The organism is Streptomyces tibetensis (assembly GCF_040647715.1).
Classification (GTDB): Bacteria; Actinomycetota; Actinomycetes; order Streptomycetales; family Streptomycetaceae; genus Streptomyces; species Streptomyces tibetensis_A.
In genome coordinates, this window is sequence record NZ_JBEZCR010000002.1 from 725,508 (window position 1) to 748,725 (window position 23,218).

General features: G+C 72.6%; 18 protein-coding genes and 1 pseudogene. 10 read left to right on the forward strand and 9 right to left on the reverse strand.

All coding sequences use genetic code 11. The annotated features are described in order from the left end of the window. Positions 1-238 precede the first annotated feature (238 nt). The 3 genes from AB0B29_RS07860 to AB0B29_RS07870 form a co-directional block, all read right to left on the reverse strand. The gene (locus AB0B29_RS07860) at positions 239-1,612 is read right to left on the reverse strand and encodes a cryptochrome/photolyase family protein (RefSeq protein WP_362235353.1); all 1,374 of its coding nucleotides are present in this window, start codon (positions 1,610-1,612) and stop codon (positions 239-241) included. A gap of 4 nt (positions 1,613-1,616) precedes the next feature. Next, positions 1,617-3,200, reverse strand: a complete 1,584-nt coding sequence (locus tag AB0B29_RS07865) for an SDR family oxidoreductase (protein ID WP_362235356.1) — start codon at positions 3,198-3,200, stop codon at positions 1,617-1,619. Positions 3,201-3,554: 354 nt separating this feature from the next. Continuing rightward, on the reverse strand, positions 3,555-4,385 hold the full coding sequence (locus tag AB0B29_RS07870; RefSeq protein WP_362235358.1) for an oxidoreductase: 831 nt from the start codon (positions 4,383-4,385) through the stop codon (positions 3,555-3,557). Positions 4,386-4,499: 114 nt separating this feature from the next. Between AB0B29_RS07870 and AB0B29_RS07875 the strand changes: the two genes are divergently transcribed. Beyond that, entirely contained in the window at positions 4,500-5,411 is a 912-nt protein-coding gene (locus AB0B29_RS07875) for a LysR family transcriptional regulator (protein WP_362235702.1), read from the forward strand. A gap of 67 nt (positions 5,412-5,478) precedes the next feature. Here the strand turns inward: AB0B29_RS07875 and AB0B29_RS07880 are convergent, their stop codons facing one another. Continuing rightward, positions 5,479-6,690, reverse strand: coding sequence for a serpin family protein (locus tag AB0B29_RS07880; RefSeq protein WP_362235361.1), 1,212 nt, complete (start codon positions 6,688-6,690; stop codon positions 5,479-5,481). A gap of 95 nt (positions 6,691-6,785) precedes the next feature. Between AB0B29_RS07880 and AB0B29_RS07885 the strand changes: the two genes are divergently transcribed. From AB0B29_RS07885 to AB0B29_RS07910, 6 genes and pseudogenes are all read left to right on the forward strand, one after another. After that, entirely contained in the window at positions 6,786-7,943 is a 1,158-nt protein-coding gene (locus AB0B29_RS07885; RefSeq protein ID WP_362235364.1) for a DUF4190 domain-containing protein, read from the forward strand. Between the two features lie 147 nt (positions 7,944-8,090). Next, positions 8,091-8,843: a GntR family transcriptional regulator gene (locus AB0B29_RS07890; RefSeq protein ID WP_104777579.1), complete on the forward strand. Its 753-nt coding sequence runs from the start codon at positions 8,091-8,093 to the stop codon at positions 8,841-8,843. Between the two features lie 308 nt (positions 8,844-9,151). Next, positions 9,152-9,379: pseudogene (locus AB0B29_RS07895) on the forward strand (SPOR domain-containing protein); the annotation flags it as partial. Positions 9,380-9,509: 130 nt separating this feature from the next. Next, positions 9,510-9,965, forward strand: coding sequence for a (deoxy)nucleoside triphosphate pyrophosphohydrolase (locus tag AB0B29_RS07900; protein ID WP_362235367.1), 456 nt, complete (start codon positions 9,510-9,512; stop codon positions 9,963-9,965). A gap of 137 nt (positions 9,966-10,102) precedes the next feature. Further along, the gene (locus AB0B29_RS07905) at positions 10,103-10,534 is read left to right on the forward strand and encodes an ATP-binding protein (RefSeq protein WP_362235369.1); all 432 of its coding nucleotides are present in this window, start codon (positions 10,103-10,105) and stop codon (positions 10,532-10,534) included. A gap of 252 nt (positions 10,535-10,786) precedes the next feature. After that, positions 10,787-13,423, forward strand: a complete 2,637-nt coding sequence (locus tag AB0B29_RS07910; protein WP_362235371.1) for a SpoIIE family protein phosphatase — start codon at positions 10,787-10,789, stop codon at positions 13,421-13,423. A gap of 42 nt (positions 13,424-13,465) precedes the next feature. Here the strand turns inward: AB0B29_RS07910 and AB0B29_RS07915 are convergent, their stop codons facing one another. Continuing rightward, complete coding sequence (locus AB0B29_RS07915) at positions 13,466-15,145, reverse strand: immunity 49 family protein (protein ID WP_362235373.1); 1,680 nt, start codon at positions 15,143-15,145, stop codon at positions 13,466-13,468. 139 nt (positions 15,146-15,284) lie between these two features. On the opposite strand from AB0B29_RS07915, the gene AB0B29_RS07920 reads away from it, so the two are divergent. Further along, positions 15,285-16,379, forward strand: coding sequence for a hypothetical protein (locus tag AB0B29_RS07920; RefSeq protein WP_362235376.1), 1,095 nt, complete (start codon positions 15,285-15,287; stop codon positions 16,377-16,379). Here the strand turns inward: AB0B29_RS07920 and AB0B29_RS07925 are convergent, their stop codons facing one another. The 4 genes from AB0B29_RS07925 to AB0B29_RS07940 are packed head-to-tail and all read right to left on the reverse strand — an operon-like array spanning position 16,380 to position 20,295. Then, positions 16,380-17,156 (reverse strand): succinate dehydrogenase/fumarate reductase iron-sulfur subunit, encoded by a 777-nt coding sequence (locus AB0B29_RS07925; RefSeq protein ID WP_362235379.1) that lies wholly within the window; start codon positions 17,154-17,156, stop codon positions 16,380-16,382. After that, positions 17,153-19,093, reverse strand: a complete 1,941-nt coding sequence (locus AB0B29_RS07930; RefSeq protein WP_362235382.1) for a fumarate reductase/succinate dehydrogenase flavoprotein subunit — start codon at positions 19,091-19,093, stop codon at positions 17,153-17,155. The genes AB0B29_RS07925 and AB0B29_RS07930 overlap by 4 nt, the downstream gene beginning before the upstream one ends. A 17-nt stretch (positions 19,094-19,110) precedes the next feature. Continuing rightward, positions 19,111-19,947 (reverse strand): hypothetical protein, encoded by an 837-nt coding sequence (locus AB0B29_RS07935; protein ID WP_361946411.1) that lies wholly within the window; start codon positions 19,945-19,947, stop codon positions 19,111-19,113. A gap of 57 nt (positions 19,948-20,004) precedes the next feature. Continuing rightward, on the reverse strand, positions 20,005-20,295 hold the full coding sequence (locus AB0B29_RS07940) for a hypothetical protein (RefSeq protein WP_362235385.1): 291 nt from the start codon (positions 20,293-20,295) through the stop codon (positions 20,005-20,007). A 288-nt stretch (positions 20,296-20,583) separates the two neighbouring features. Here AB0B29_RS07940 and AB0B29_RS07945 point away from each other — a divergent pair, with 288 nt between their 5' ends. Together AB0B29_RS07945 and AB0B29_RS07950 are read left to right on the forward strand one after the other, a co-directional pair. Then, on the forward strand, positions 20,584-22,725 hold the full coding sequence (locus AB0B29_RS07945) for an ABC transporter family substrate-binding protein (protein WP_362235388.1): 2,142 nt from the start codon (positions 20,584-20,586) through the stop codon (positions 22,723-22,725). 330 nt (positions 22,726-23,055) lie between these two features. Next, positions 23,056-23,211: a hypothetical protein gene (locus tag AB0B29_RS07950; RefSeq protein WP_362235391.1), complete on the forward strand. Its 156-nt coding sequence runs from the start codon at positions 23,056-23,058 to the stop codon at positions 23,209-23,211. Positions 23,212-23,218 lie beyond the last annotated feature (7 nt).

The window sequence follows — 23,218 nt, forward strand, 5'->3', positions numbered from 1 at the left end:
GTGTTTCGGATGCGCCGGGTGCCGTGCTCTGCGCCGCGAACCGCACTCTCGGTTCCGGAACGGGCTCTGGGCCGAGGGCGGGTCTCTCGGTCGCGTACCGGTCTCTCGGTTCCGGAACGGGCTCTGGGCCGAGGGCGGGTCTCTCGGTCGCGTACCGGTCTCTCGGTTCCGGACCGGGTTCTGGGCCGAGGGCGGGTCTGTCGGTCGGGTACCGGACTCTCGGTTGCGGGCCAGGCTCTCAGTCGCGCCCCCGGGCCTGCCGGAAGCGGGCCAGGCCCTCGCCGAGGTCGAGGAGCGGCTCCGGATAGCGCAGCAGGGCCCGCTCGTCGTCCGGCAGCCGCCAGGGCTCGTGCACCGCGGCGCCGGCGACGCCCGCCAGTTCCGGCACCCAGCGGCGTACGTAGGTGCCGTCGGGGTCGTAGCGCTTGCCCTGGAGCACGGGGTTGAGGACGCGGTGGGGGCGGGTGTCGGTGCCGGTGCCGGCGACCCACTGCCAGTTCAGCTGGTTGTTGACGAGGTCGCCGTCCACCAGGTGCCGGAGGAAGTGCCGGGCGCCGATCCGCCAGTCCACGTACAGCGTCTTGGTCAGGAAGCTCGCCACCACCAGCCGCGCCCGGTTGTGCATCCAGCCCTCGTGGCGCAGCTGGCGCATGCCCGCGTCGACCACCGGGTAGCCGGTGCGGCCCTCCCGCCACGCGGCGATGTCCTCGGCGGCCTCCTCCTCGCCGCGCCACCGGTCGTCCCGGGAGCGGTAGTCCCGGACGGACACCTCGGGCCGGGCCGCGAGGACCTGGTGGTGGAAGTCGCGCCAGCACAACTGGCGGACGAACGCCTCCGCCCCGGGACCGCCCCGCTCGCGGGCCCGCCGGACGACCTCCACCGGCGAGAGCGCCCCGAAGTGGAGGTAGGGCGACAGGCGTGAGGTCGCGTCACCGGCCAGGTCGTCGTGCCGTTCCTCGTACCGGGACAGGCCGGTGTCCGCCCAGCGCGCGAACCGGTCCCGCCCCGCCGACTCCCCGCCGGGCGGGAGGTCCGGTGACAGGTGCGCCCCCTCCGGGCGCGGGGGCGGTTCCTCGCCGTGAGCCGTGTCGGGGACCCGGACCGCGCGCGGCGGGGGCAGGAGGTCACGCAGCGGCTCCTTGGACCAGCGGCGCATGTAAGGGGTGAACACGGCGAAGTGGTCCGAGCCGAGCGGTGTCACGGCCCCCGGCGCGACGGCCGTGATGACGCTGTCGTGCACCCGCAGCGCGACCCGGTCGGCGTCGAGTTCCCTGCGCAGCCGCTCCTCGCGGCGGTGGGCGTAGCCGGTGACCCCCGCCGCCATGTGCACCTGAGTGGCACCGCACGCGGCGGCGACCGCGCGGACCTCGCGGGCGACCGGCCCGCTGCGCACCACCAGCCGTCCGCCGAGGCGGCGCAGCGAGGAGTCGAGGTCGGCCAGGCAGTCGGCGAGGAAGGCGGCGCGGTTGGGCACGTCGAAGCCGGCTGCGTGCACGGCGGGGTCGCGGACGAACAGGGGCACCACCTCGTCGGCCGAGTTCAGCGCGGCGTGCAGGGGCGGATGGTCGTGCAGACGCAGGTCCGAGGTGAACAGGACGACCGCGACGGTCATGGTGTCACTCCTGGTGCGGTGGTGCGGATGCCGTTCGTTGCCGCCGGGCACTTCGCCGGTGGAGGGCCCGTCGGATGCGTGAGGTCCTGCGGCGTCGGCCGGTGCCTTCGGACGCGGCCCGGGCGATGTTGCGTGCCATGCCGCCGAACACGGCGGAGTGGAACGGGGCGACGGACCACCAGTAGGCGTGGCCCAGCAGGCCCCGCGGATGGAACAGGGCGCGCTGCCGGTAGCGGGTGCGGCCGTCGTCGTCGGTCTCGGCGTACATCTCCAGCCAGGCGAGTCCCGGCAGCCGCATCTCGGCGCGCAGCCGCAGCAGATGACCGGGTTCGAGCTCCTCGACCCGCCAGAAGTCGAGCGAGTCACCGACCCTGAGGCGCTCGGTGTCCCGCCGCCCGCGGCGCAGTCCGACCCCGCCCGCGAAGCGGTCCAGCCATCCCCGGACGGCCCAGGCGAGCGGGGAGGAGTACCAGCCGTTGTCGCCGCCGATGCCCTCGACGACCTTCCACAGCGCCGCCCGGGACGCGTCGACCGGCCGCTGCCGTTCGTCCTGGTAGAGGCTGCCGCCCGCCCAGTCCGGGTCCGTGGGCAGCGGGTCGCTGGGCGCTCCGGGCACCGAGGCCGACGACCAGCGGGTGGCGACCTGCGCCTCGCGCACCTTGCGCAGTGCCAGGGACAGCGCCTCGTCGAACGGCAGCGGCCGGCCCGGGAGGTCCGGCACGTATTGGGCGATGTCGTGTTCGCGGCAGACGACCTCGTGCCGCAGCGACTCGGTCAGCGGCCGGGCCAGGGCGGCGGGCACCGGGGTGACCAGGCCGACCCAGTGGCTGGACAGCCGTGGGGTGAGGACCGGGACCGGCACGATGAACCGCCGAGGCAACCCGGCCACGGCGGCGTAGCGCCGCATCATGTCCCGGTAGGTGAGGACGTCCGGCCCGCCGATGTCGAAGGCCCGGTCGACGTCGTCCGGCATGGTGGCCGACCCGACGAGGTAGCGCAGCACGTCCCGCACCCCGATGGGCTGGGTACGGGTGTGCACCCAGCTGGGGGTGACCATGACGGGCAGGCGTTCGGTGAGGTAGCGGAGCATCTCGAACGACGCAGAGCCGGAGCCGATGACGACGGCGGCCCGCAGCACCGTCGCGGGGACGGGGCAGTCGAGGAAGATCTGCCCGACCTCGGCCCGGGACCGCAGGTGCGGGGAGAGCGAGGCCTCCGGGACGCCCTGGGGCGTGAGCCCCCCGAGGTAGACGATCCGCCGTACGCCCGCGTCCCGGGCCTGCTCGGCGAAGACCCGGGCCGCGGCGCGGTCGGTGTCCTCGAAGCGGGAGCCGGATCCCAGGGCGTGCACCAGGTAGTAGGCGACGTCGACACCGCGCATCGCGGCGGCGACCGACTCCGGGTCCGTGACGTCCCCGCGGACCGCCTCCGCGTGCGCCGCCCACGGGTGGTCGCGCAGTTTGCCCGGGGAGCGGGCCAGACACCGGACGCGATGGCCTTCCTGCAGCAGTTCCGGCACCAGACGCCCGCCGATGTATCCCGTCGCCCCCGTGACCAGGCAGTGCAGTCGCCGCCCGTCCGTCGTCATACGCGTGCCTCCCGGCGTCCCGCACCACTGCCGTGCCGCCGGATCACGACCGGCCCTGACGGGAGCACTTCGGATTCGGCGGCCCCGGCGGATGCACCCCGGGCGCCGCGGTCGGGGCGCGGCCGGGCGGACACGACGGCCGCGACCCGGCGCCACACGCCGCTGCCCTCCGCGGACTCCTGCGGCGGCTTCGGCCGGGAGGGCAACGCCGAACTCGCCTTGCTGCGCCGGGACTCCGCCTGACGAGACGCGCTGCTACCGGTCGAATCCGGTGTCCCGGGCGCTCTTGTACGGGTCGGATCCGGTCTCCCGGGCGCTCTCCTACTGGTCGAATCTGATGTCCCGGGCGCGCTTCTACCGGTCGAAGCCGGTGTCCCGGGCGCGCTTCTCCCACGCCAGGACCTCGTCCCGCACCTGGTCCAGGTGGCCGAGGACCGCGCTGACCCCGTCGTCGCCGAGAGGCAGACGCAGGGGCGTGTGCTCGGCGTCCAGTGCGGCCAGGATGAGCGCGGCGGCCTTGGCCGGATCACCCGGCTGGGTGCCGTCGCCGCCCGCGACCGCCCCACGGGTCTCACCCACCTTGCCGTACAGGCCGCTGTCCGCGCTCACGCCGGCCCGACCGGTCTCGAACAGGCCGGTGCGGAAGGCGCCCGGCTCGACGATCAGCACCTTGACGCCGAACTCCGCGACCTCGTCCGCGAGTCCCTCCGACAGGCCCTCCAGGGCGAACTTCGTCGCGCTGTACGCCGAGAAGCCCGCGAAGGACAGCTGCCCGCCCATGCTGCTCATCTGCACGATCGCACCCGAACGCCGCTCCCGCATGGACGGCAGCACGGCCCGGGTGAGGGCGGCCGGGCCGAAGACGTGCACGTCGAACAGCGCCCGCAGTTCGTCCTCCGTGGTCTCCTCGAACGCCCCGACATGCGTCCGGCCCGCGTTGTTGACCAGGACGTCGATCCGCCCGTGCCGCGCCACGACGTCCCGTACGGCGGCCTCGGCGGCGCCGGTGTCGGCGACGTCCAGGCGCAGCGCCTCCACCCGGTCGGGGTGGGCGGCAAGCAGATCGTCCAACGCCTCGGGGCGCCTGGCCGCGCCCACCACCACGTCGCCCGCCGCGAGGGCCGCCTCGGCGATCGCCCGCCCGAACCCGCTGCTCGCACCCGTGATCAGCCACACCTTGTTCATGACAGCTCCCCGTCTCGTGTCGTCACGTCCCTCACCCTCTCGCCCCCGACGACGACCCGTCCAAGACATTCGGTGATAGCCGATGGTTATGACCGGGACGTTCGGCCGATGCTGGTGGGCATGGACGTACATCTGCGGGACCTGCGCTACTTCGTCGCGGTGGCCGAGGAGCTGCACTTCACCCGGGCCGCCGAGGGCCTCTATGTGTCCCAGCCCGCGCTGAGCAAGCAGATCCGGGCGCTGGAGCGGCAGTTGGGCGTCGAGCTCTTCCGGCGCGACCGGCACGACGTGGCCCTCACCGACGCCGGTACGGCGCTGCTGCCGCACGCCCGCAGCGTGCTGGGCGCGTGGCAGGAGGGTGCCGCCGCGGTGGACGCCGTCCGAGCGGCGCGGCGCGGCACGCTGATCGTCGGCATGAGCACCAGCCCGGTCCGCGGCGGCCTGCTGCCCGCGATCCGCTCCCGCTTCACCGCGGCCCACCCGGAAGCCGCCGTCCGGATCCGGCAGGTGAACTGGGAGGACCCGACGGCCGGTCTCGCCGACGGCACGGCCGACCTCGCCTTCGTCTGGCTGCCGCTGCCCGGCCAGGACCGCTACGACTGGACCGTCGTCGCCGAGGAACCGCTCATGGTGGCCCTCCCGGACACCCACCCGCTCGCCGGGCGCACCGCCGTCGACTTCGCCGACCTGCTCGACGAGCCGTTCCTCGCCCTGCCCGAGAGCACGGGCCCGCTGCGCGACCACTGGCTCGCCCTCGACGCACGCGGTGGCCGGCCGCCCCGTATCGGCGCCGAGATCGCGAGCACGGAGGAGACGTACGAGGCCCTGACCGCCGGCCTCGGCGTCTGCCTCGTGGCGGAGGGCAACGTCCCCCTGCTCAGCCTGGGCGGCGTGACGGCCCGCCCGGTGCACGGCGTCACCCCCAGCCGCTACGTCCTGGCCTGGAGACGCGAGGACGGGCGGCGGCCCCTGGTCCGGGCGTACGCGCAGGCCTGCCGGCAGGTGACGGGCCGCCGTACCGGATGAGGCGCACCCGCCCGAACCGACGGGCCGCCGTACCGGATGAGGCGCACCCGCCCGAACCGACGGGCCGTCACCCTCCCGACGCGTCCAGGACGTAGGCGTCCCCGTCCTCCGGAAAGGGCTTCGGGTCGGTGACCCAGCCCGCGGCGAGGACGAGGCCCGTCTCGCGGTGGACGGCGAGGAATCCGAAGGGACGGTCGAAGACGGCGTAGGCCCGTGTCGTCTCGTGCCGGGGTTCGGGCCGGTCCTCCCAGCCCAGCCAGACCGCCTCCATCAGGGTCACGGCCGCCGCGCGGAACCCCTCGGCGCCGAACGTCGCCGTGGCCGACTGCCGGGCGGAGGCCAGGGCGAGCGGTGCGGCGCTGATGCCCGGGAAGTGGCCCGGGGCGCCGTCCGCGGCCGCGGCCAGACCGAACGACGCCGCGTGGTCCAGCAGGTCGTGATCGGCGGTCAGAGTGAACTCGGCGGTGCTCAGCGTCAGCGCCGGTGGCTCGGGACGCCGGGTGCGCAGCCTCTCCAGCCGCAGCCCGGGGCCGGCCTGACCGTGCGGCAGCCGGCTCCCGGGGACGGCGGTGAGGGCACCGCCGACGACGTCGACGCCCGCCCCGATGACCTGAGCGGGCGTCAACCGCGCATCGCCGAGCAGGAGCAGGACGTCCAGACCGTTCGTGCCGCGCACCGTCGCCAGGGTCACCGGACCGCCCGGGGTCCGCGCGAGCGCCACGTCGTCAAGACCGGGGTGGGTGCGGGTGAGCCCGGCCCGGTCGTGATCGCCCCACGGCATGAGGTCGCCCTTGAACGGCACCTCCCAGTCCGTCCGCAGCACCAGCCCGCTCGCCAGCACCAGGGACGTGTCCGGCCGCAGCACCGCCGGCATCCGCTCGATCACCCCTCCGGTTCGCCGTGCGGCCCAGGCGTCCAGCGCCCGCCGGTCCGCCCCCGCGTCCCCCGTGAGCACCCCGTGCACCCCCGCCGGCACCCCGGACGCCCACTCCTCGCGCAGTTCCACCGTCCGCGCGGTCCACACCCCCAGCGCGGACTCCAGGCCGTCGATCTCCGTCAGGGCCGCGAGCAGCTCCCGCGCCGCCGCTCCCGCCCGGTCCGCCGGCACACCCAGGGCGTCGCCCAGCTCCTCGCGGGCCGCGCCCCTCGCCCCCGACGCCAGGAGGGCCAGCAGGGGCCACACCCCCGCCGCCGAGAACACCGTGCTCCCGAAGACGTGCGACGCCCAGCGGGCCGTCAGGGTGTTCGCCGCCCGTATCGCCTCGTTCGTCGCCCGCATTCCGCCCCCGTGATCCCGCCGCTTACGATGCGCCCAGCCGTACGTCGGTTCCGGACGGCCGCTTGCGCACCGCCTCAGCCAGGAGCACCGTACCCGTGTCGATATCCCCGCCCCCCGGGCACCGGCAGCCCGAGGACCCGTTCGCCCCGCCCGTGGTGAACCGGCCCCAGGGAGCCCCGGGTCACGGCCCCTTCGGCCCAGCCGGCCGCCCCTACGGGACTCCGGTCTCCGTCAACGCGCTCGCCGTGGCCGCACTGGTCCTCGGCGTGCTCTGCTTCCTGCCCGCCGCGGGGCTCGTCCTGGGGCTGATCGCGCTGCGGCAGATCCGGCGCTCCGGGCAGAGCGGGCGGGGCATGGCCGTCGCGGGGACGGTGCTGTCGTGCGCCGGGATCGCACTGTGGGCTGTGGTGCTGTCGACGGGGGCCGCGTCGAAGGCCTGGGAGGGGCTCAAGGACGGCGCGCAGGGCAACGAGAGCCTGTCGCTGGAGAAGGGCGATTGCTTCGACGCGCCCGGCGGGCTGGAGGGCGACACCTTCGACGTCGACCGGGTGCCGTGCCGGGGCGGGCACGACGGCGAGGTGTTCGCGGTCGTCACCCTGCCCGGCGGCGCCTTCCCGGGCGACTCCCGGATCACCGACGTCGCCGACGAGAAGTGCTACGCCCTCCAGGACCAGTACGCGATGGACACCTGGGCGATGCCGGCGGATGTCGACGTGTACTACCTGATGCCGTCCCGTGAGAGCTGGCGCTTCGGCGACCGCGCGATCACCTGCATCTTCGGCAACACCGAGGCCGAGGAGGGGCTCACCGGTTCCCTGCGCGGCGACCCCACCACGCTCGACACCCACCAGGTCGCCTTCCTGTCGACGGCCAACGCCCTCGACACGGCGCTCTACGAGGAGCCCGGGAGGACCCCGGAGGAGGACCTCGCCGCCCACCGGGCCTGGGCCGCCCGGGTCCACGACGTGCTCGGTGAGCAGATCGAGGCCCTGCGCGGGCACCACTGGCCGGCCGGCGCCCGCACACCCGTCGCCGATCTCGCCGCGGACCTGGAGGACGCCCGGACGGAGTGGAAGAGGGCGAGCACCGCGGGTGACGCGGACACCTACGTCGCGCACTACGGCAAGGCGTACGGCTTCGTGGACGGGCCGGCGACCGTCACGGCGCGCAAGGCCCTCCGCCTGGCGGCGACCCCGCCGGCCCTCGGGGAAGGTGAGAAGAACGAGAAGAAAGAGACCGAAGCACAGGTGTGACGGCGGCTATAGCGGGGAGAAAGTGCCTGCGTAAAGCCTTTCGCCGCCCCATGTCATCACATCGAGTGATTCTCTGGCCTTTGCTTGCACCGCACAACCTACGGTTGCCACGCTGTTGCTGTCTGTACAACCTGATGGGAGCGGCCAGTGACATTCGGTGAGCAGCCGGCGTACCTGCGCGTCGCGGGTGATCTCCGCAAGAAGATCGTCGACGGTCAGCTGCCACCGCACACGCGCCTCCCCTCCCAGGCCAGAATCCGCCAGGAGTACGGAGTCTCGGACACGGTCGCGCTGGAGGCCCGCAAGGTGCTCATGGCGGAGGGTCTGGTCGAGGGCCGTTCCGGCTCGGGGACCTATGTGCGCGAGCGGCCCGTGCCCCGGCGCATCTCCCGCTCCGGTTACCGCCCGTCCGGCGGAGCCACGCCGTTCCGCCAGGAGCAGGCCGACGGCGAGGGGCGCGGCACCTGGGAATCCAGCAGCGAGCAGTCCGAGGCGAGTGTCGCGGTCGCCGAGCGGCTCGGCATCGAGCCGGGCGAGCGGGTCATGTGCACGCGGTACCTCTACCGCGAGGGCGGCGAGGCGATGATGCTCTCCACGTCCTGGGAGCCCCTCACCGTCACGGGGCGTACGCCCGTGATGCTGCCGGAGGAGGGACCGGTCGGCGGCATGGGCGTCGTCGAGCGCATGCGCGCCATCGACGTGGTCGTGGACAACGTCACGGAGGAGGTCGGCGCCCGGCCCGGCCTCGCCGAGGAGCTGCTCGTCCTGGGCGGCGTCCCGGGGCACGTGGTCCTGGTCATCCAGCGCACCTTCTACGCCTCCGGACGTCCGGTGGAGACGGCCGACGTGGTCATTCCGGCCGATCGGTACCGGGTCGCCTACCACCTTCCGGTCAAGTAGCGCACGCTCCCATCCGCCCCGTGGCGCGCTCCTCGCGCGCCCCGCTCACCCGATCCCCGTACGGACCGGCCTGGGCCGGGGCGCCGCGCAGCCCCGGACCGACCGTCGTTCACGCAGGTGGGCACCCGTGTATGCGGTATGCCCGCGCCTGGTTGCGCAGGGGCACGCGAACGGCGCGTTCACCGGCGTGCGCCCCCTGTGTCCTGGCCGGTTGCGTACCTCTTCGTGAAAACCCGTATTCGCTCCGTGAAGGTTAGGCGTAGGCTCGGGCATATGCGCATTGCGGTTTCCTTGGCGGGCGGGGCACGGCACAGGCCGCGGGCGGGAAGTGGAGGGGCGCGATGAACGACAGCACGGTCACTCTCCCCTGGCTCGTGATACGAGAGGACGACAACGGCAACCGCTACCGAGTGGGCCGGTACGCGACCCGGGCCGAGGCCCAGAAGATCGCGGACAGCCTCGACGGTCGCGGCCACAAACAGCTGTACTGGGTCGAGCGGCTCGGCCAGAACGGGCCGGCCATGACCCACGACTGACCGTCGCGGCAAGCGCTCCGGGGAGGGCTCCGAGGACGCTCCGGGGAGGGCTCCGACCCACCACCGACCGTCGCGGGGGCGCCCCGGGGGAGTGCTCCGGAGACCGGTGGGGCTCCCGTAGGCTCCCCGCATGAGTGAGCGGATCGTCGTGGGGGCCGCGCTGATCGAGGACGGGCGGCTGCTGGCCGCCCGGCGCAGCGCGCCCGTGGAGCTGGCCGGGCGCTGGGAGCTGCCCGGCGGCAAGGTCGAGCCCGGGGAGACGGCCGACGCGGCGCTCGCGCGGGAGCTGCGCGAGGAACTCGGCGTCGACGCCGAGGTGAGCGGGCGCGTCCCGGGGGAGTGGCCCCTCAGAGCGCCCTACGTCCTGCACGTGTGGAGCGCCCGGCTGCGCCCCGGCTCGGCCGCTCCCCGGCCCCTCCAGGACCACGACGAGCTGCGCTGGCTCGGCCCCGACGAGATCTGGGACGTTCCCTGGCTCGACCAGGACGTCCCGGCCGTACGGCAGGCCCTCGCGCACCTCGGAGTCGCACGGACTGCGACCTCCGGCGCCCCCGACTCCGCCGGGCCGGAAGAGCCCGGCGCCTGAAGCCCACGGGGGGCGTGCGATCCCCGTCGTACTGCTGTACCAGCGCCCACTACGCCTTTCGTGCCACAGTGCGCCGCCCCACGCGATACTCCACCCCGGATATCGGGTATGTGCCCATTAACCCCATGAAACCGGACATGGGTGGGGCTCCTGCCTGGGAAGTGATCGGCGTGATCGACACCGAGGACGACTGCGCCGACTGGACCTTCCCCGCCGAACCGGGCGCCGTACGCACCGCCCGCCAGGCCGTGCGCGGCCAACTCCGCGACTGGAGCCTGGACAGCCTCGCGGACCTCGCGGCACTGCTGGTCAGCGAGTTGGTCACCAACGCCCTGCGGCACGCGACGGGCCCCATCGGGGTCCGCCTGGTACGCCGCTCGGGCCTGGACGGCGCCCTCCTGGTCGAGGTCTCCGACCCGCTGCCGGACCCGCCCCGCGAGCGCGCCGCGCGACTCGAGGACGAGAGCGGCCGCGGGCTGCACCTCGTGGCCTCCTCCTCCCGTCGCTGGGGCACCCGGCCCGGCGCCACGGGCAAGACGGTGTGGTTCGAACTCGCGGTGCCGGAGTGAATATCCGGTGTACGTACGGCTCGCCGCTGTAGAGCGACTGGTTCAGGCCAGTGGCGGTTGCCGGTGGACGGGGTTCGAAGGCGTGCCCCCTGGTTAGAAGACTGGAAGTGTTGTCACGGTCCGGACCGAAAACCATCGGGACCGTGCTGTGATCGTGAACACCGTGTTGTGCGGCACCGTAGTGCTGGATACTGCGGGCAGCCGCCCCCGGTGACCGGTGCCGGACGCGGTGAGCTGGAGGGGACGGTTGGCGTGAGCGAGATACCAGCGAAGGCCACGGAGTCCGAGGACCCGTCGGAGGGTGCGAGGGCAGGGGCTGCCGACGGCCTGGCCTCCGCGGTGGGAGGCGCGCTCGCCGCCGACGGTGTGCGGTCCGGGGACGCCATGTGGCAGAGCAGTCCCCCCGGATCCATCTACGACTACATCAAGGTCGCGTCCTTCTCCATCGGCCCCGACGGGCTGGTCGACCAGTGGAGCCTGCGTGCCGAGCACCTCTTCGGCATCCGCGCCGACCGCGCCGTGGGCATGGACCCCATCGAGGCGTTCATCGACCCGCGCCACCGTGAACGCGGCATGCGCAAGATGGCCGAGATCCTCGACGGCCGCGAGTGGACCGGCGTGGTGCCCTTCCGGATGCCGAGCGGCGCCGAGGGGGAATGCGGCCACGAGGGCCTCGCCGAGGTGTACGTCATGCCGACGCGCACCGAGGAGGGTGAGAAGGCCGCCGTCTGCATCGTCGTCGACGTGCGCACCCTGCGCAGCATCGAGACCGACCTGGCCGCCTCGCAGGCCATTTTCAGTCAATCCCCGTTCGGTTTCCTGCTGATCGACTCCGACCTGCGGGTCCGCCGCGCCAACCAGCGGTTCGCGTCCATCTTCGGCGGCACGCCCGACGACCACCGCGGCAAGGGCGTCCACGACTACCTCCAGCGCGGCGAGGCCGAGCGGGTGGCCGCGACCCTGCGCCGGGTGCTGGAGACCGGCAACTCCATCACGGACATGCACGTCACGGGCTTCGTCCCGGGCTCCGACGAGCGCCGTCACTGGTCCGTCAACCTCTACCGCGTGCACAGCGGTTCGGGCCGCCCCATCGGCGTCGCCTGGCTCGGCACCGACATCACCGCCCGTCGCGCCGCCGCCCGTGAGGCCGCCGCGGCCCGGCGCAACCTCGCCCTGCTGAACGAGGCCGGCGCCCGCATCGGCAACTCCCTCGACCTGGAGACCACGGCCCGGCAACTCCTCGACGTCGTCGTCCCCGGCTTCTGCGACCTGGCCACCGTCGACCTCTACCAGGGCCTGCTGGCCGGCGACGAGACGCCGCCCGGGCTCGCCGACGGCAGCGCCGAGCTGCGCCGGGTGGCCTTCGCCAGTGCCGTCTCCGACGCGCCCTTCGCGGGCGCCGGCGTGCCCGTCGCGGTCGGCGCCGTCCACCACTACCCGTTCAACTCGCCCTGTGCGGACGCCCTGCGCACCGCCCGGCCCCAGAGCGTCCCGGGCGAGGACGGCGGGCTCGTGCAGTCCACGCTCGCCGTGCCGATGGTCGCCCACGACACCGTCGTGGGACTCGTGCAGTTCGCCCGCACCAAGGGCAGCGAGCCGTTCGGCGACCGTGACCGGGACCTGGCCGTCGAACTCGCCGCCCGTGCCGCGGTCTGCATCGACAACGCCCGCCTCTACCGCCGCGAGCACGAACGCGCGTTGATACTGCAACGGTCCCTGCTCCCGCCGGGCGACCCGGAGGCCTCCGGCCTCGACATCGCCTGCCGCTATCTGCCCGGCAACGTCAACACCGGCCGGCCCAGCGAGGTCGGCGGCGACTGGTTCGACGTCATCGAACTGCCCGGGCACCGCACCGCGCTGGTCGTCGGCGACGTCATGGGCCGCGGCCTGCGCGCCGCCGTCGCCATGGGCGAACTCCGCACCGCGGTCCGCACGCTGGCCCAGCTCGACCTCGAACCGGCCGAGGTGCTCTCCCAGCTGGACGAGATCGCCCGCAACCTCGGGGCTCCCGGCGGTGTGCAGCAGGCGACCCGGGCGGCCCGCCGCCCCCGCGAGGCGGATCTGTCGGAGGTGTACCTCGCCACCTGCGTCTACGCCGTCTACGACTCCGTCACCCGGCGCTGCACCTTCGCCAACGCCGGCCATCTGCCGCCCGTGCTGGTCGAGCCGGGCGAGGCGGCGCTGATGCTCGACGTGCCGCCGGGCATGCCGCTCGGCGTCGGCGGGGAGCCCTTCGAGGAGGTCGAGGTCGAACTGCCCGAAGGCGCCCTGCTCGCCCTCTACACGGACGGCCTGGTCGAAAGCCGCGACCACCCCCTGGACGAGGGGCTCCAGGCCTTCGTCAGCGCCCTCTCCGACCCGACCCAGCCGCTGGAGGACGTCTGCGACCACGTCCTCAACACCCTCGACACCCATCACGGCGAGGACGACATCGCGCTGCTGATGGCACGTGTACAGGGGCTGCCCACGGATTCCGTCGGTGACTGGACCCTGCCGCGCGAGCCGCGCAGCGTGGGCCGGGCCCGCGAGTACGCCCGCGCCCAGCTGCTCGCCTGGGACATGGAACCCCTGGTCGACACCACGGAACTCCTCGTCAGCGAACTGGTCACCAACGCCCTGCGCTACGGCGAGGGCGAGATCCGGCTGCGCCTCCTGCTCGACCGCACCCTGGTCTGCGAGGTGTGGGACTCCGGCCTGGTCCAGCCCCGGCGCCGCCGGGCCCGCGACACCGACGAGGGCGGCCGCGGCCTCCAGTTGGTCGGCCTCCTGAGCGCGGCGTGGGGCTCCCGCCGCACTCCCCGCGGCAAGACGGTCTGGTTCGAACTGCCCCTGCCCGGCGGCGACACGAGCCTCACCGACCCGGCGGAGGCCCTCCTGAGCCTGTTCTGAACGAACCTGCGCCGGCCGGCCGGCGAGCGGGGCCGACGGCCGTCAGGTGATCTCCTCGATCCGCTCGCGGGTGAGGAGATGGGCGGGCAGACACCGCTGCGCGGGATCGACGGGGAAGCCGTAGTCGTAGGCGAGGCACGCCATCGCGAGCGGCCCGAGTGCCACCCTGGAACGCGGGGCCGTCGAGGTGCCCCAGTACTCGCGATGCTCAGCGACGGCTTCGGCGAGCGTCTTGGCGAAGGTGTCGTGGTCGCGGGCGATGAGACGGTGGAAGAGGGCGGCGGGCTGGTAGTCGATCCCGTTCACGAACTCCAGCGGCGCGCGGGTCACGTCGTCCCGCCCGGACGTCTCGATGGTGGCGATCAGCTTCTGCACGACGTCGTCCATGCCGGTGCCGTCCGAGAAGTAGGCCTGCAGCGTGTCGATCCAGTGCAGGACGTACGCGTCCACGCCGTCGTCCTGACGCAGGGTCTCCAGCGGCACTCGGCACAGCCGGCCGATCCGGTCGCTCTGACGGCACACGATCGCGAGGTAGAGCGCGTCGAGCCAGGCGCGGGCGTCGGCGGGCGGTTCGGCGGGGAACGCGGGCAACCGCCAGGCGCGGTCCTCGCCCAGACGGCACTCCTGTGACGGCGCGCCGGTGAACAGCGCCGAGCCGAGCCGGGTCGCGGTGGCCCAGGCGTCCCATGTGTCGATGTGGGCGACGTCCGGATCGTAGGCGCAGCGGGCCAGGGCGAGTTCCACGGCGGTACGGAAGGCGTCGCCGAGCGTAGCCGGGTCCCGCACGAGGGTGTCCATCGCCTCCGCCGCGCCATGCACGAGTTCACCGAGGCCGGCGGGTTCGGCGGCCCGGTGGGCGAGGCGGCCCGCGCGGTCGAGACGGACCAGGCCCTTCATCAGGCTCAGCAGACGGGCCGGCGGCTGCAGGGAGAAGGTGAGGGTGTCGTGATCGATGACGGTGAGCGATGTCAGGGAGCCGCGGTGCCACCAGTACACGCGCGGTGACAGCGCGCCCGGACCGTCCTCGTGCGCACCCAGGGCGTACGAGGCGAGGCTGTTGACGGCATCCACCACGGAACCGTCGGTGATCGGGTGGTACACCAGATTGTGCCGGGTGGGCACCACGACCAGGGCGCCGGCCACCGGGAGCCGCTCGCCGACGACCTTCGCGGCCACTTCCGCGAGGAACAACGCCTGGCCGGCGACGAAGGGCGAGTCCCCGTAGACGGAGTGCAGCCTCGCTTGCCCCTCGGCACCCACCTCCTCGTGCCGCACGGGCACGCGCATCAGATTGGCGCGCCCCGCCTCCCCGAGGGCCTGGAGCCCCGCCCGCTCCACGTCCCGGTCGGTGAGGATCCGCACGCTGGTCGGCCCGTCGAGGGCGTAGACGAAGACCAGCCCGTCGGCCACCCTGCGCGCGTACCGCAGGGAGCCGGCGAGTTCGGGGGATATCGACTCGGCGGGCAGCAGCCGGGCATGCACACCCCGGAGCAGTTCCTCCACACTCTCGTCGCCCTGGCTCGCCTGCCGCAAACGGTCGAAGTGCGCGGCGACGAGGCCGGGCCACCGCTCCTGCGGGGCCGTGCTGCACGCGTGTGCCAGAGAACCGAGGGAGTACTGGTGCCCCTGTCGGTAGTACGGAGCCGCGAGGGCACGCAGCCGGGAGGCCTGCGCGACGGAGAGCATCGGCAGCTCCGAGTCGGGGGCGTGATCCGGTGTCATACCCTCGACCCTATGAGGCAGGTGCCCCTGTTACTGACGCCAGGAGGCGGGACCCGGAGCCGCCCGCCCGGCTGATCGCAACCGAACGCCCGCTGATCGTCATCTCGGGCAACACCTACCGCACCACCGGGGAGACGGCATGCCACGCACGGAGGGTACGGCCTCGGACGACGCCGCCGCGGCCTGCGGTGAGGACGCCGCCGTGGAGGAGCCCGCGCCCGGCAAGCGGCGCAGGCGCTGGGTCAGGCGCACCGCCATCACCGCCGCCCTGCTCCTGCTGCTTCCGCTCCTCTCCGCTCTGACAGCCCTCCGCATCAACGACACGGGCGACCCGGCGGACGGCACCCGGACCCGCGGCCGGGACGCCCTGTGGCTCGGTCACGCCTGGGTCGACGGACGCAAGAAGGACGCCGACGTCGACGCCCTGGCCCGGCGGCTGAAGGACACCGGCATCCGGGACCTGTACGTCCACTCGGGCCCGCTGGAGCACGACGGGACACTCCCGGAGTCGGTGTACCCGAAGGCCCGTTGGTTCATCGATGCCGTCCACGACAAGATCCCCGGCGTCCGCGTCCAGGCCTTCCTCGGTGACGTCCTGGCCACCGAGACCCCCGACGGCATGCGCCTGGACGAGGCGGACACCCGTGCCGCAGTCGTCCGCTCCGCCCGCCAGGTCCTGGACACCGGCTACGAGGGCGTCCACATGGACCTGGAGCCCCTGCACTCCGGCGACCGCGACTACCTCACCCTCCTCGACGCCCTGCGCCGCGAGACCCGCTCCCGGGACGCGCAACTCTCCGTCGCCGCCCACCAGATCGACCCGCTCCCGGCCTTCCACACCGTCTGGGGCGGCATCACCGGCCACCCCAAGTGGTGGTCTCAGGAGTTCTTCGGCCAGGTCGCCCGCCGCGTCGACCAGATCGCCGTGATGTCGTACGACACGATGCAGCCCCTGCAGAGCACCTACGGCGGTTACGTCGCCCAGCAGACCTCCCTCGCCCTGGAGGTCACCCCGCCGTCCACCGACCTGCTGATGGGGCTGCCCTTCTTCCACGAGAACCGCTTCGGGCACTGGAACCACGCCGAAACCGTCCCCGCCGCCGTACGCGGCGTCCGCCTCGGCCTGTCCCGCACGGACGCGGACCGGGTCGGCTTCGGTGTCGCGCTGTACATCGACTTCGCCGCGACCGAGGCGGACTGGCGGGCCTACGAGGAGGACTGGGCGAGGCAGTGATCAGCCTGCCGAGGACCGCCTCCTGATTTTCGAACCCAGCCACACCAGCGGGTCGTACTTGCGGTCGACGGCCCGCTCCTTCAGGGGGATCAGCGCATTGTCCGTGATCTTGATGCCCTCGGGGCAGACCTCCGTGCAGCACTTGGTGATGTTGCAGTAGCCGAGGCCGTGTTCGTCCTGGGCGGTGGTCTTGCGGTCCAGGCCCGACTCCGCCGCCGCGTCCAGCGGGTGCATGTCGAGCTCAGCGACCCGCATCAGGAAGCGCGGCCCGGCGAACGCCTGCTTGTTCTCCTCGTGGTCGCGGACCACGTGACAGGTGTCCTGGCACAGGAAGCACTCGATGCACTTGCGGAACTCCTGCGAGCGGTCCACGTCCTCCTGCATCATCCGGTACTCGCCCGGGGCGACACCGGCCGGCGGGACGAAGGCCGGCACCTCCCTCGCCTTCTGGTAGTTGAAGCCCACGTCGGTGACCAGGTCGCGGATCACCGGGAAGGCGCGCAGGGGCGTGACCGTGATCGTCTCCGCCCGGTCGAACACCGACATGCGCGTCATGCACATCAGCCGTGGACGGCCGTTGATCTCGGCCGAGCACGACCCGCACTTGCCCGCCTTGCAGTTCCAGCGCACGGCGAGGTCGGGTGCCTGGGTGGCCTGGAGGCGGTGGATGATGTCGAGCACCACCTCGCCGTCGTTGACCTCGACCTCGAAGTCCTCCAGGCCGCCGCCTCCCGTGTCCCCGCGCCACACCTTGAAGTGGGCCGTGTAGCCGCTCATTCGTACAGCTCCTCTTCGGCGAGGTACTTGACCAGCTCCTCCTTGTCGAACAGGGCGAGCAGGTCGGCACGGACGGGTTCGGTGGTCTCCCGGGTGAGGGCGATCTGGCCGCGGACCGGGTCCGTCGCCGCCAGTCCGCCCGTCGGATCGGTGAGCGCGCACAGCAGGTTGATCCGCCGCCACGTGCGGTCCATGCCCGGATGGTCCTCCCGGGTGTGCCCGCCGCGCGACTCGGTGCGCTCCAGCGCGGCCCGCGCCACGCACTCGCTGACCAGCAGCATGTTCCTGAGGTCCAGGGCGAGGTGCCAGCCGGGGTTGAACTGCCGGTGCCCCTCGACACCGGCCCGGCGCGCCCGCAGCCGCAGCTCGGCCAGCTTCCGAAGGGCCTGCTCCATCTCGGGCTCGCGGCGGATGATGCCGACCAGGTCGTTCATCGTCTGCTGGAGTTCCTGGTGCAGGGTGTACGGGTTCTCCGGTGGGCCTCCGGCCGGTTCCTCGATCTCCGCCTCGGCCGAGAAGGGCCGCAGCGCCTCCGCGGCCGCCGAGTCGATCTGGACGTCGTCCACGACGGGCCGCGCCCCGGCCGTCCCCGCCGCGTACTCGGCCGCGTGCCAGCCCGCCCGGCGGCCGAACACCAGCAGGTCGGACAGGGAGTTGCCGCCGAGCCGATTGGAGCCGTGCATGCCGCCGGCCACCTCACCGGCCGCGTACAGCCCGGGCACCCCGCGCGCCGCCGCCGTGTCCGACTCGACGGCGACCCCGCCCATCACGTAGTGGCAGGTGGGCCCGACCTCCATCGCCTCCGCCGTGATGTCGACGTCCGCCAGCTCCTTGAACTGGTGGTACATCGACGGCAGCCGGCGCCGGATGACCTCGGCGGGCATCCGCGTCGACACGTCGAGGAACACGCCCCCGTGCGGGGAGCCGCGCCCCTCCTTCACCTCGGCGTTGATCGCGCGCGCCACCTCGTCCCGGGGGAGCAGCTCGGGCGGGCGCCGGTTGTGGTCCGGGTCGTCGTACCAGCGGTCGCCCTCCTCCTCCGTCTCGGCGTACTTGTCCTTGAAGACGTCGGGGATGTAGTCGAACATGAACCGCTTGCCGTCGGAGTTGCGCAGCACCCCGCCGTCGCCGCGCACCGACTCGGTGACGAGGATGCCCTTCACCGACGGCGGCCAGACCATGCCGGTCGGGTGGAACTGCACGAACTCCATGTTCAGCAGGGGCGCGCCCGCGAGCAGGGCCAGTGCGTGCCCGTCGCCGGTGTACTCCCAGGAGTTCGACGTCACCTTGAAGGACTTGCCGATGCCGCCGGTGGCGATCACCACGGCCGGTGCCTCCAGTACGAAGAACCGGCCCGACTCGCGCTCGTAGGCGAAGACCCCGCAGACCCGGCCGCCCTCCTTGAGCACCCGCGTGACCGTGCACTCCTGGAAGACCTTCAGCCGGGACTCGTAGTCACCGGTCTCGCGGAAGTCCTCCTGCTGGAGGGAGACGATCTTCTGCTGGAGGGTGCGGATCAGCTCCAGGCCGGTGCGGTCACCGACGTGCGCGAGGCGCGGGTACTCGTGCCCTCCGAAGTTGCGCTGGGAGATCCGGCCGTCCTTCGTACGGTCGAAGAGCGCGCCCCAGGTCTCCAGCTCCCACACCCGCTGCGGTGCCTCCTGGGCGTGCAGTTCGGCCATTCGCCACTGGTTGAGGAACTTGCCGCCGCGCATGGTGTCGCGGAAGTGCACCTGCCAGTTGTCTCCGCTGTTGACGTTGGCCATCGCCGCGGCGATGCCGCCCTCGGCCATCACCGTGTGCGCCTTGCCGAACAGCGACTTGCAGATCACGGCCGTACGGGCGCCCCGCTCCCGGGCCTCGATGGCGGCGCGCAGGCCCGCGCCGCCCGCGCCCACCACGACGACGTCCCACTCCTGCCGGTCGACCACGGACATCTGAAGGCCTCATCCCTCTAGAAGAAGCGCGGATCGTCGAAGGCACCCGACGCGACCAGGTAGACGTAGAAGTCGGCGAGCGCCACGCTCACCAGCGACGCCCAGGCGAGCTGCATGTGCCGGGCGTTGAGCTTCCCCGCCCACTGCCACATCCGGTAGCGCACGGGATGCCGGGAGAAGTGCTTGAGCTTGCCGCCGACGATGTGCCGGCAGGAGTGGCAGGAGATCGTGTACGCCCAGATCAGCACGATGTTGACCAGGAACACGAGCGTGCCGAGACCCATGTGGCCCCAGGCGTAGGTCTCGTCGCGGAAGGCGAGCACGGTGTCGTAGGTCAGGATCCCGGCGACCACGAGCGCGGCGTAGAAGAAGTACCGGTGGATGTTCTGCAGGATCAGCGGGAAGCGGGTCTCGCCGGTGTACTTCTTGTGCGGCTCGGCCACCGCGCAGGCCGGCGGGGACGCCCAGAAGCCCCGGTAGTAGGCCTTGCGGTAGTAGTAGCAGGTCAGGCGGAAGCCGAGCGGGAAGATCAGGATGATGATCGCGGGGGAGATGCCCCACCAGCTCCCGAAGATCTCCCAGTTCGGGCCGGACCGCATCGGCTCGCAGTTCTCCGCCAGACACGGGGAGTAGAAGGGCGAGACGTACGGCGCCGCGTAGTAGTCGGTGTTCGCGAAGGCCCGCCAGGTCGAGTAGACGATGAAGGCGAGCAGGCCCGCGGCGGTGCCGGCCGGGGCCAGCCACCAGCGGTCCGTGCGCAGGTGCGGGGCGGCGATCGCGGCACGCGCAGCGCCCCGGACACCGCCGCTCTCAGGTCTGGGTTCGGTGGCAGGGGGTTCCGTACCAGTGGCCACGTGACGACTCCGGTCGGGTTCGGGGGAGGTGCCGGTCGGGCTCGACTCCTCCCCGGATCAGGGAGCGCGCCGGTCCCGGGCGCCGAGCCCCTCGTCGTCCGAGTCGCTCCACAGGGCGGAGTCGTACGGCGTGTCCGAGATGGTGACCAGCTCGGGGCGGGTCGGCGCGGTCGGTGACGCGGCGGCGTCGCGCAGCAGGGCGACGCTCTCGCGCAGGTGGTTGGCGTCGGCACGGACGCGGCGCATCTCCAGGCCGCCGGTGCCGAGCTGCTTCTCCAGGCGCCCCAGCGATCGGAAGACTTCGTCGAGACTGCGCTGGACTGACATCAGTTCGTCGTGAACGGACATGACTTGCCCTCACTTCCGCGGGTCCTTCATGGCCCAAGGCGGCAACGCTCATGCGCCTGCGAGTGTTGCGCGTCACACCTTGTGCTGTGAAGGGATGTGCATCGATTGGCCGAGGCGTACGGGTGCACTGCGCGGTGCGTTGCGCCGCACGGGTGACTTCCCGTCCGTGACCGCCGTGTCGCCCTGTGTTGCCGAACCCTTTCCTCTTCAGTGGCCGCATACATCAGATGAACGGCAAATACCGCCAAACGTGATCATAACGCCCGCGGCTTCCCGGAGGTAGCACAGATGTCCCAGCATGGCGTCGGCCCGCGCGCGGTCATGCGCTCGGTCGCCTTCCTCACCGCGGGAGTGCTCGCGGTGCCCGCGCTCGCCGGATGCAGCTCGGACGACCCGTCCGGCAAGCCGCTCGCCGGGCAGGACATCCAGCCCGCCCCCCGCGACCGGATCACCGACGGCGGCACCCTGCGCTGGGCCGTCGACTCCGTACCCGACACGCTGAACACCTTCCAGTCGGACGCCGACGCCACCACCGCCCGCGTCGCCCAGGCCGTCCTGCCGTCGATGTTCCGCATGGACGCCTCCGGCCGCCCCGAGCGCAACCCCGACTACCTGGAGTCCGCCGAGGTCGTCGACACCGAGCCCAAGCAGGTCGTCCTGTACAAGCTCAACCAGCAGGCCGTGTGGAGCGACGGCCGGGAGATCGGCGCCGCCGACTTCGCCGCCCAGTGGCGCGCCCTGTCCGGCAAGAACACCGCCTACTGGACCGCCCGCAACGCCGGCTACGACCGCATCCAGAAGATCGAGCGCGGCGACAACGCCCTGGAGGTCCGGGTCACCTTCAGCCGCCCTTACGCGGACTGGCGCTCGCTGTTCTCCCCGCTGTACCCCAAGGACGTCATGGGCACCCCGGACTCCTTCAACGACGGGGCCCGCAAGAAGCTCAAGGTCACCGCCGGACCCTTCACGGTGAAGGACGTCGACCGCAAGGACGAGGAGATCACCCTCGCCCGCAGCCCGCGCTGGTGGGGCAAGCCGGCCAAGCTCTCCGAGATCGTGCTGCGCACCGTCCCGCACGACAAGCGGGCCGCCGAGCTGGCCGCCGGCGACCTCGACCTGGCCGAGATCGACCCCACGGCGGCCCGCCGCATCACCGTCGCCGCCCGGCCGCAGAGTTCCGCCAGCCCGTTGATGGGCCCCGGCGCCGACCGGTCCGCCGCGGACTCCCTGGAGTCCTGGGCCGTGGCCAACGGTTCCGACGAGGACGCGGCCGACGAGGAGATCACCGCCCGCAAGAAGCTGCGCAAGGCGGCCGCCAAGTACGCCCGGCAGCAGCAGGCCCTCAGCGGCTTCGAGGTCCGCAAGTCCCTGGAGCCGGCCTACACCCAGCTCGCCCTGAACGGCGCCGAGGGCCCGCTCACCGACGAACGCGTCCGCAGGGCCGTCGCCCGCGCCCTGGACCGCAAGGAACTCGCCCGGGTCGTCCTGAAGCCCCTCGGCCTGCCCGCCGTCCCGGTCGGCAGCCACCTCGCCCTGTCCGGCCAGGCCGCCTACGCCGACAACAGCGGCGCCCTCGGCGACCAGGACACCAAGGAGGCCCAGGCCCTGCTCGCGGACGCCGGGTGGGTGCGCGGCGGACCGGTCAAGGAGGAGAAGAAGAAGGAGAAGGCGGCCGGTCCCGAGGGCGACAAGGCCGACGACACCGGCGAGGACGACAAGGCGCGGCGCGGACCGGACCCCGCGGAGCACCTCGCCCGGGACGGCAAGCAGTACGCGCACCAGGGTGGCGCTCCGGGGGCGTACGCCCCCCGCGGCACCGCCGCCCCGGCGAACCAGGAGGCCGCGCCGCTGGCCAAGAACGGCAAGCCCCTCACGCTCCGCTTCGTGCTGCCCTCCGGGCCGGGCTCCCAGACGCTGCGCACGGTCGCGGACCGCATCTCCCGCATGCTGGAGCGCGTCGGCATCACCACCGAGATCTCCAAGGTCTCCGACGAGTCCTACTTCAAGGACCACATCGCCTCCGGCCAGTACGACCTCGCCCTGTACTCCTGGCCCGCCACGGCGTACCCCGCCACCGACGCCCGCCCCGTCTACGCCAAGCCCGTCCCGGCCGCCGACGGCTCGCTGAACGTCGAGCAGAACTACACCCGCGTCGGCACCGACCAGGTCGACCAGTTGTTCGACGAGGCCGTGGCCACCCTCGACGAGAGCGAGTCCCGCTCCCTGCTCCGCAAGGCCGACTCCCGGATCTGGGCGGCGGCCGGCTCGATCCCCCTCTTCCAGCGCCCCCAGCTCCTGGCGGCCCGCAAGAACCTGGTCAACACCGGCGCCTTCGGCCTCGGCACGCCGGTCTACGAGGACATGGGCTTCCTGAAGAAGGGGGCGAAGCCGGCGGCGGGGCCGTCGGTGAAGGGCTCGAAGGCCCCGTAGCTCTGCGGCTCCGTAGCTCTGGGAACGCTCAAACGCCTTGCCGCCCCGCGCCCGGCGTCCGCACCATGAGACCAGCAGCGATCATGGTACGGACGCCGGGCGTCCGCACGCGGGGGACGGGGGCAGGCGGATGCGCGGCACGGTGGGACGGATCTGCTCTCGCTCGGAAAGAAGATCGGCGAGATCGACTCCGATGCGCCCACCCTCGCGGAAGCGGGCGGTGACAGCTGGTCGTTCACCGACGTCCGGCAACCGGCCCCGGAGTTCGACGACGACCGCATCAAGCCCGGAGCGCCGGGACGGTTCGTCCAGTACGCGGGTCTGCGGGAAGTGACGGCGGACTTCCGCTACACCTGCCCGGGCGGCAGCGCCGTCTCCGGCCACGCCCGCAGTTGGACGGTCGACATCTCCGGCCTGACCGACTGTGACGAGCGCCCCGATTCGCCCCTGGCCAGGGACGTCGCCCGCAACGTCTGTTCCGATTAGCTCCTCG

What these genes read in the sequence shown, in the direction of transcription:
- AB0B29_RS07930 (WP_362235382.1), bottom strand. Translation starts at nt 19,093, where the DNA reads ATGTCCGTGGTCGACCGGCAGGAGTGGGACGTCGTCGTGGTGGGCGCG.
- AB0B29_RS07920 (WP_362235376.1), top strand. Translation starts at nt 15,285, where the DNA reads ATGCCACGCACGGAGGGTACGGCCTCGGACGACGCCGCCGCGGCCTGC.
- AB0B29_RS07900 (WP_362235367.1), top strand. Translation starts at nt 9,510, where the DNA reads ATGAGTGAGCGGATCGTCGTGGGGGCCGCGCTGATCGAGGACGGGCGG.
- AB0B29_RS07880 (WP_362235361.1), bottom strand. Translation starts at nt 6,690, where the DNA reads ATGCGGGCGACGAACGAGGCGATACGGGCGGCGAACACCCTGACGGCC.
- AB0B29_RS07860 (WP_362235353.1), bottom strand. Translation starts at nt 1,612, where the DNA reads ATGACCGTCGCGGTCGTCCTGTTCACCTCGGACCTGCGTCTGCACGAC.
- AB0B29_RS07905 (WP_362235369.1), top strand. Translation starts at nt 10,103, where the DNA reads ATGGGTGGGGCTCCTGCCTGGGAAGTGATCGGCGTGATCGACACCGAG.
- AB0B29_RS07865 (WP_362235356.1), bottom strand. Translation starts at nt 3,200, where the DNA reads ATGACGACGGACGGGCGGCGACTGCACTGCCTGGTCACGGGGGCGACG.
- AB0B29_RS07915 (WP_362235373.1), bottom strand. Translation starts at nt 15,145, where the DNA reads ATGACACCGGATCACGCCCCCGACTCGGAGCTGCCGATGCTCTCCGTC.
- AB0B29_RS07940 (WP_362235385.1), bottom strand. Translation starts at nt 20,295, where the DNA reads ATGTCCGTTCACGACGAACTGATGTCAGTCCAGCGCAGTCTCGACGAA.
- AB0B29_RS07925 (WP_362235379.1), bottom strand. Translation starts at nt 17,156, where the DNA reads ATGAGCGGCTACACGGCCCACTTCAAGGTGTGGCGCGGGGACACGGGA.
- AB0B29_RS07945 (WP_362235388.1), top strand. Translation starts at nt 20,584, where the DNA reads ATGTCCCAGCATGGCGTCGGCCCGCGCGCGGTCATGCGCTCGGTCGCC.
- AB0B29_RS07870 (WP_362235358.1), bottom strand. Translation starts at nt 4,385, where the DNA reads ATGAACAAGGTGTGGCTGATCACGGGTGCGAGCAGCGGGTTCGGGCGG.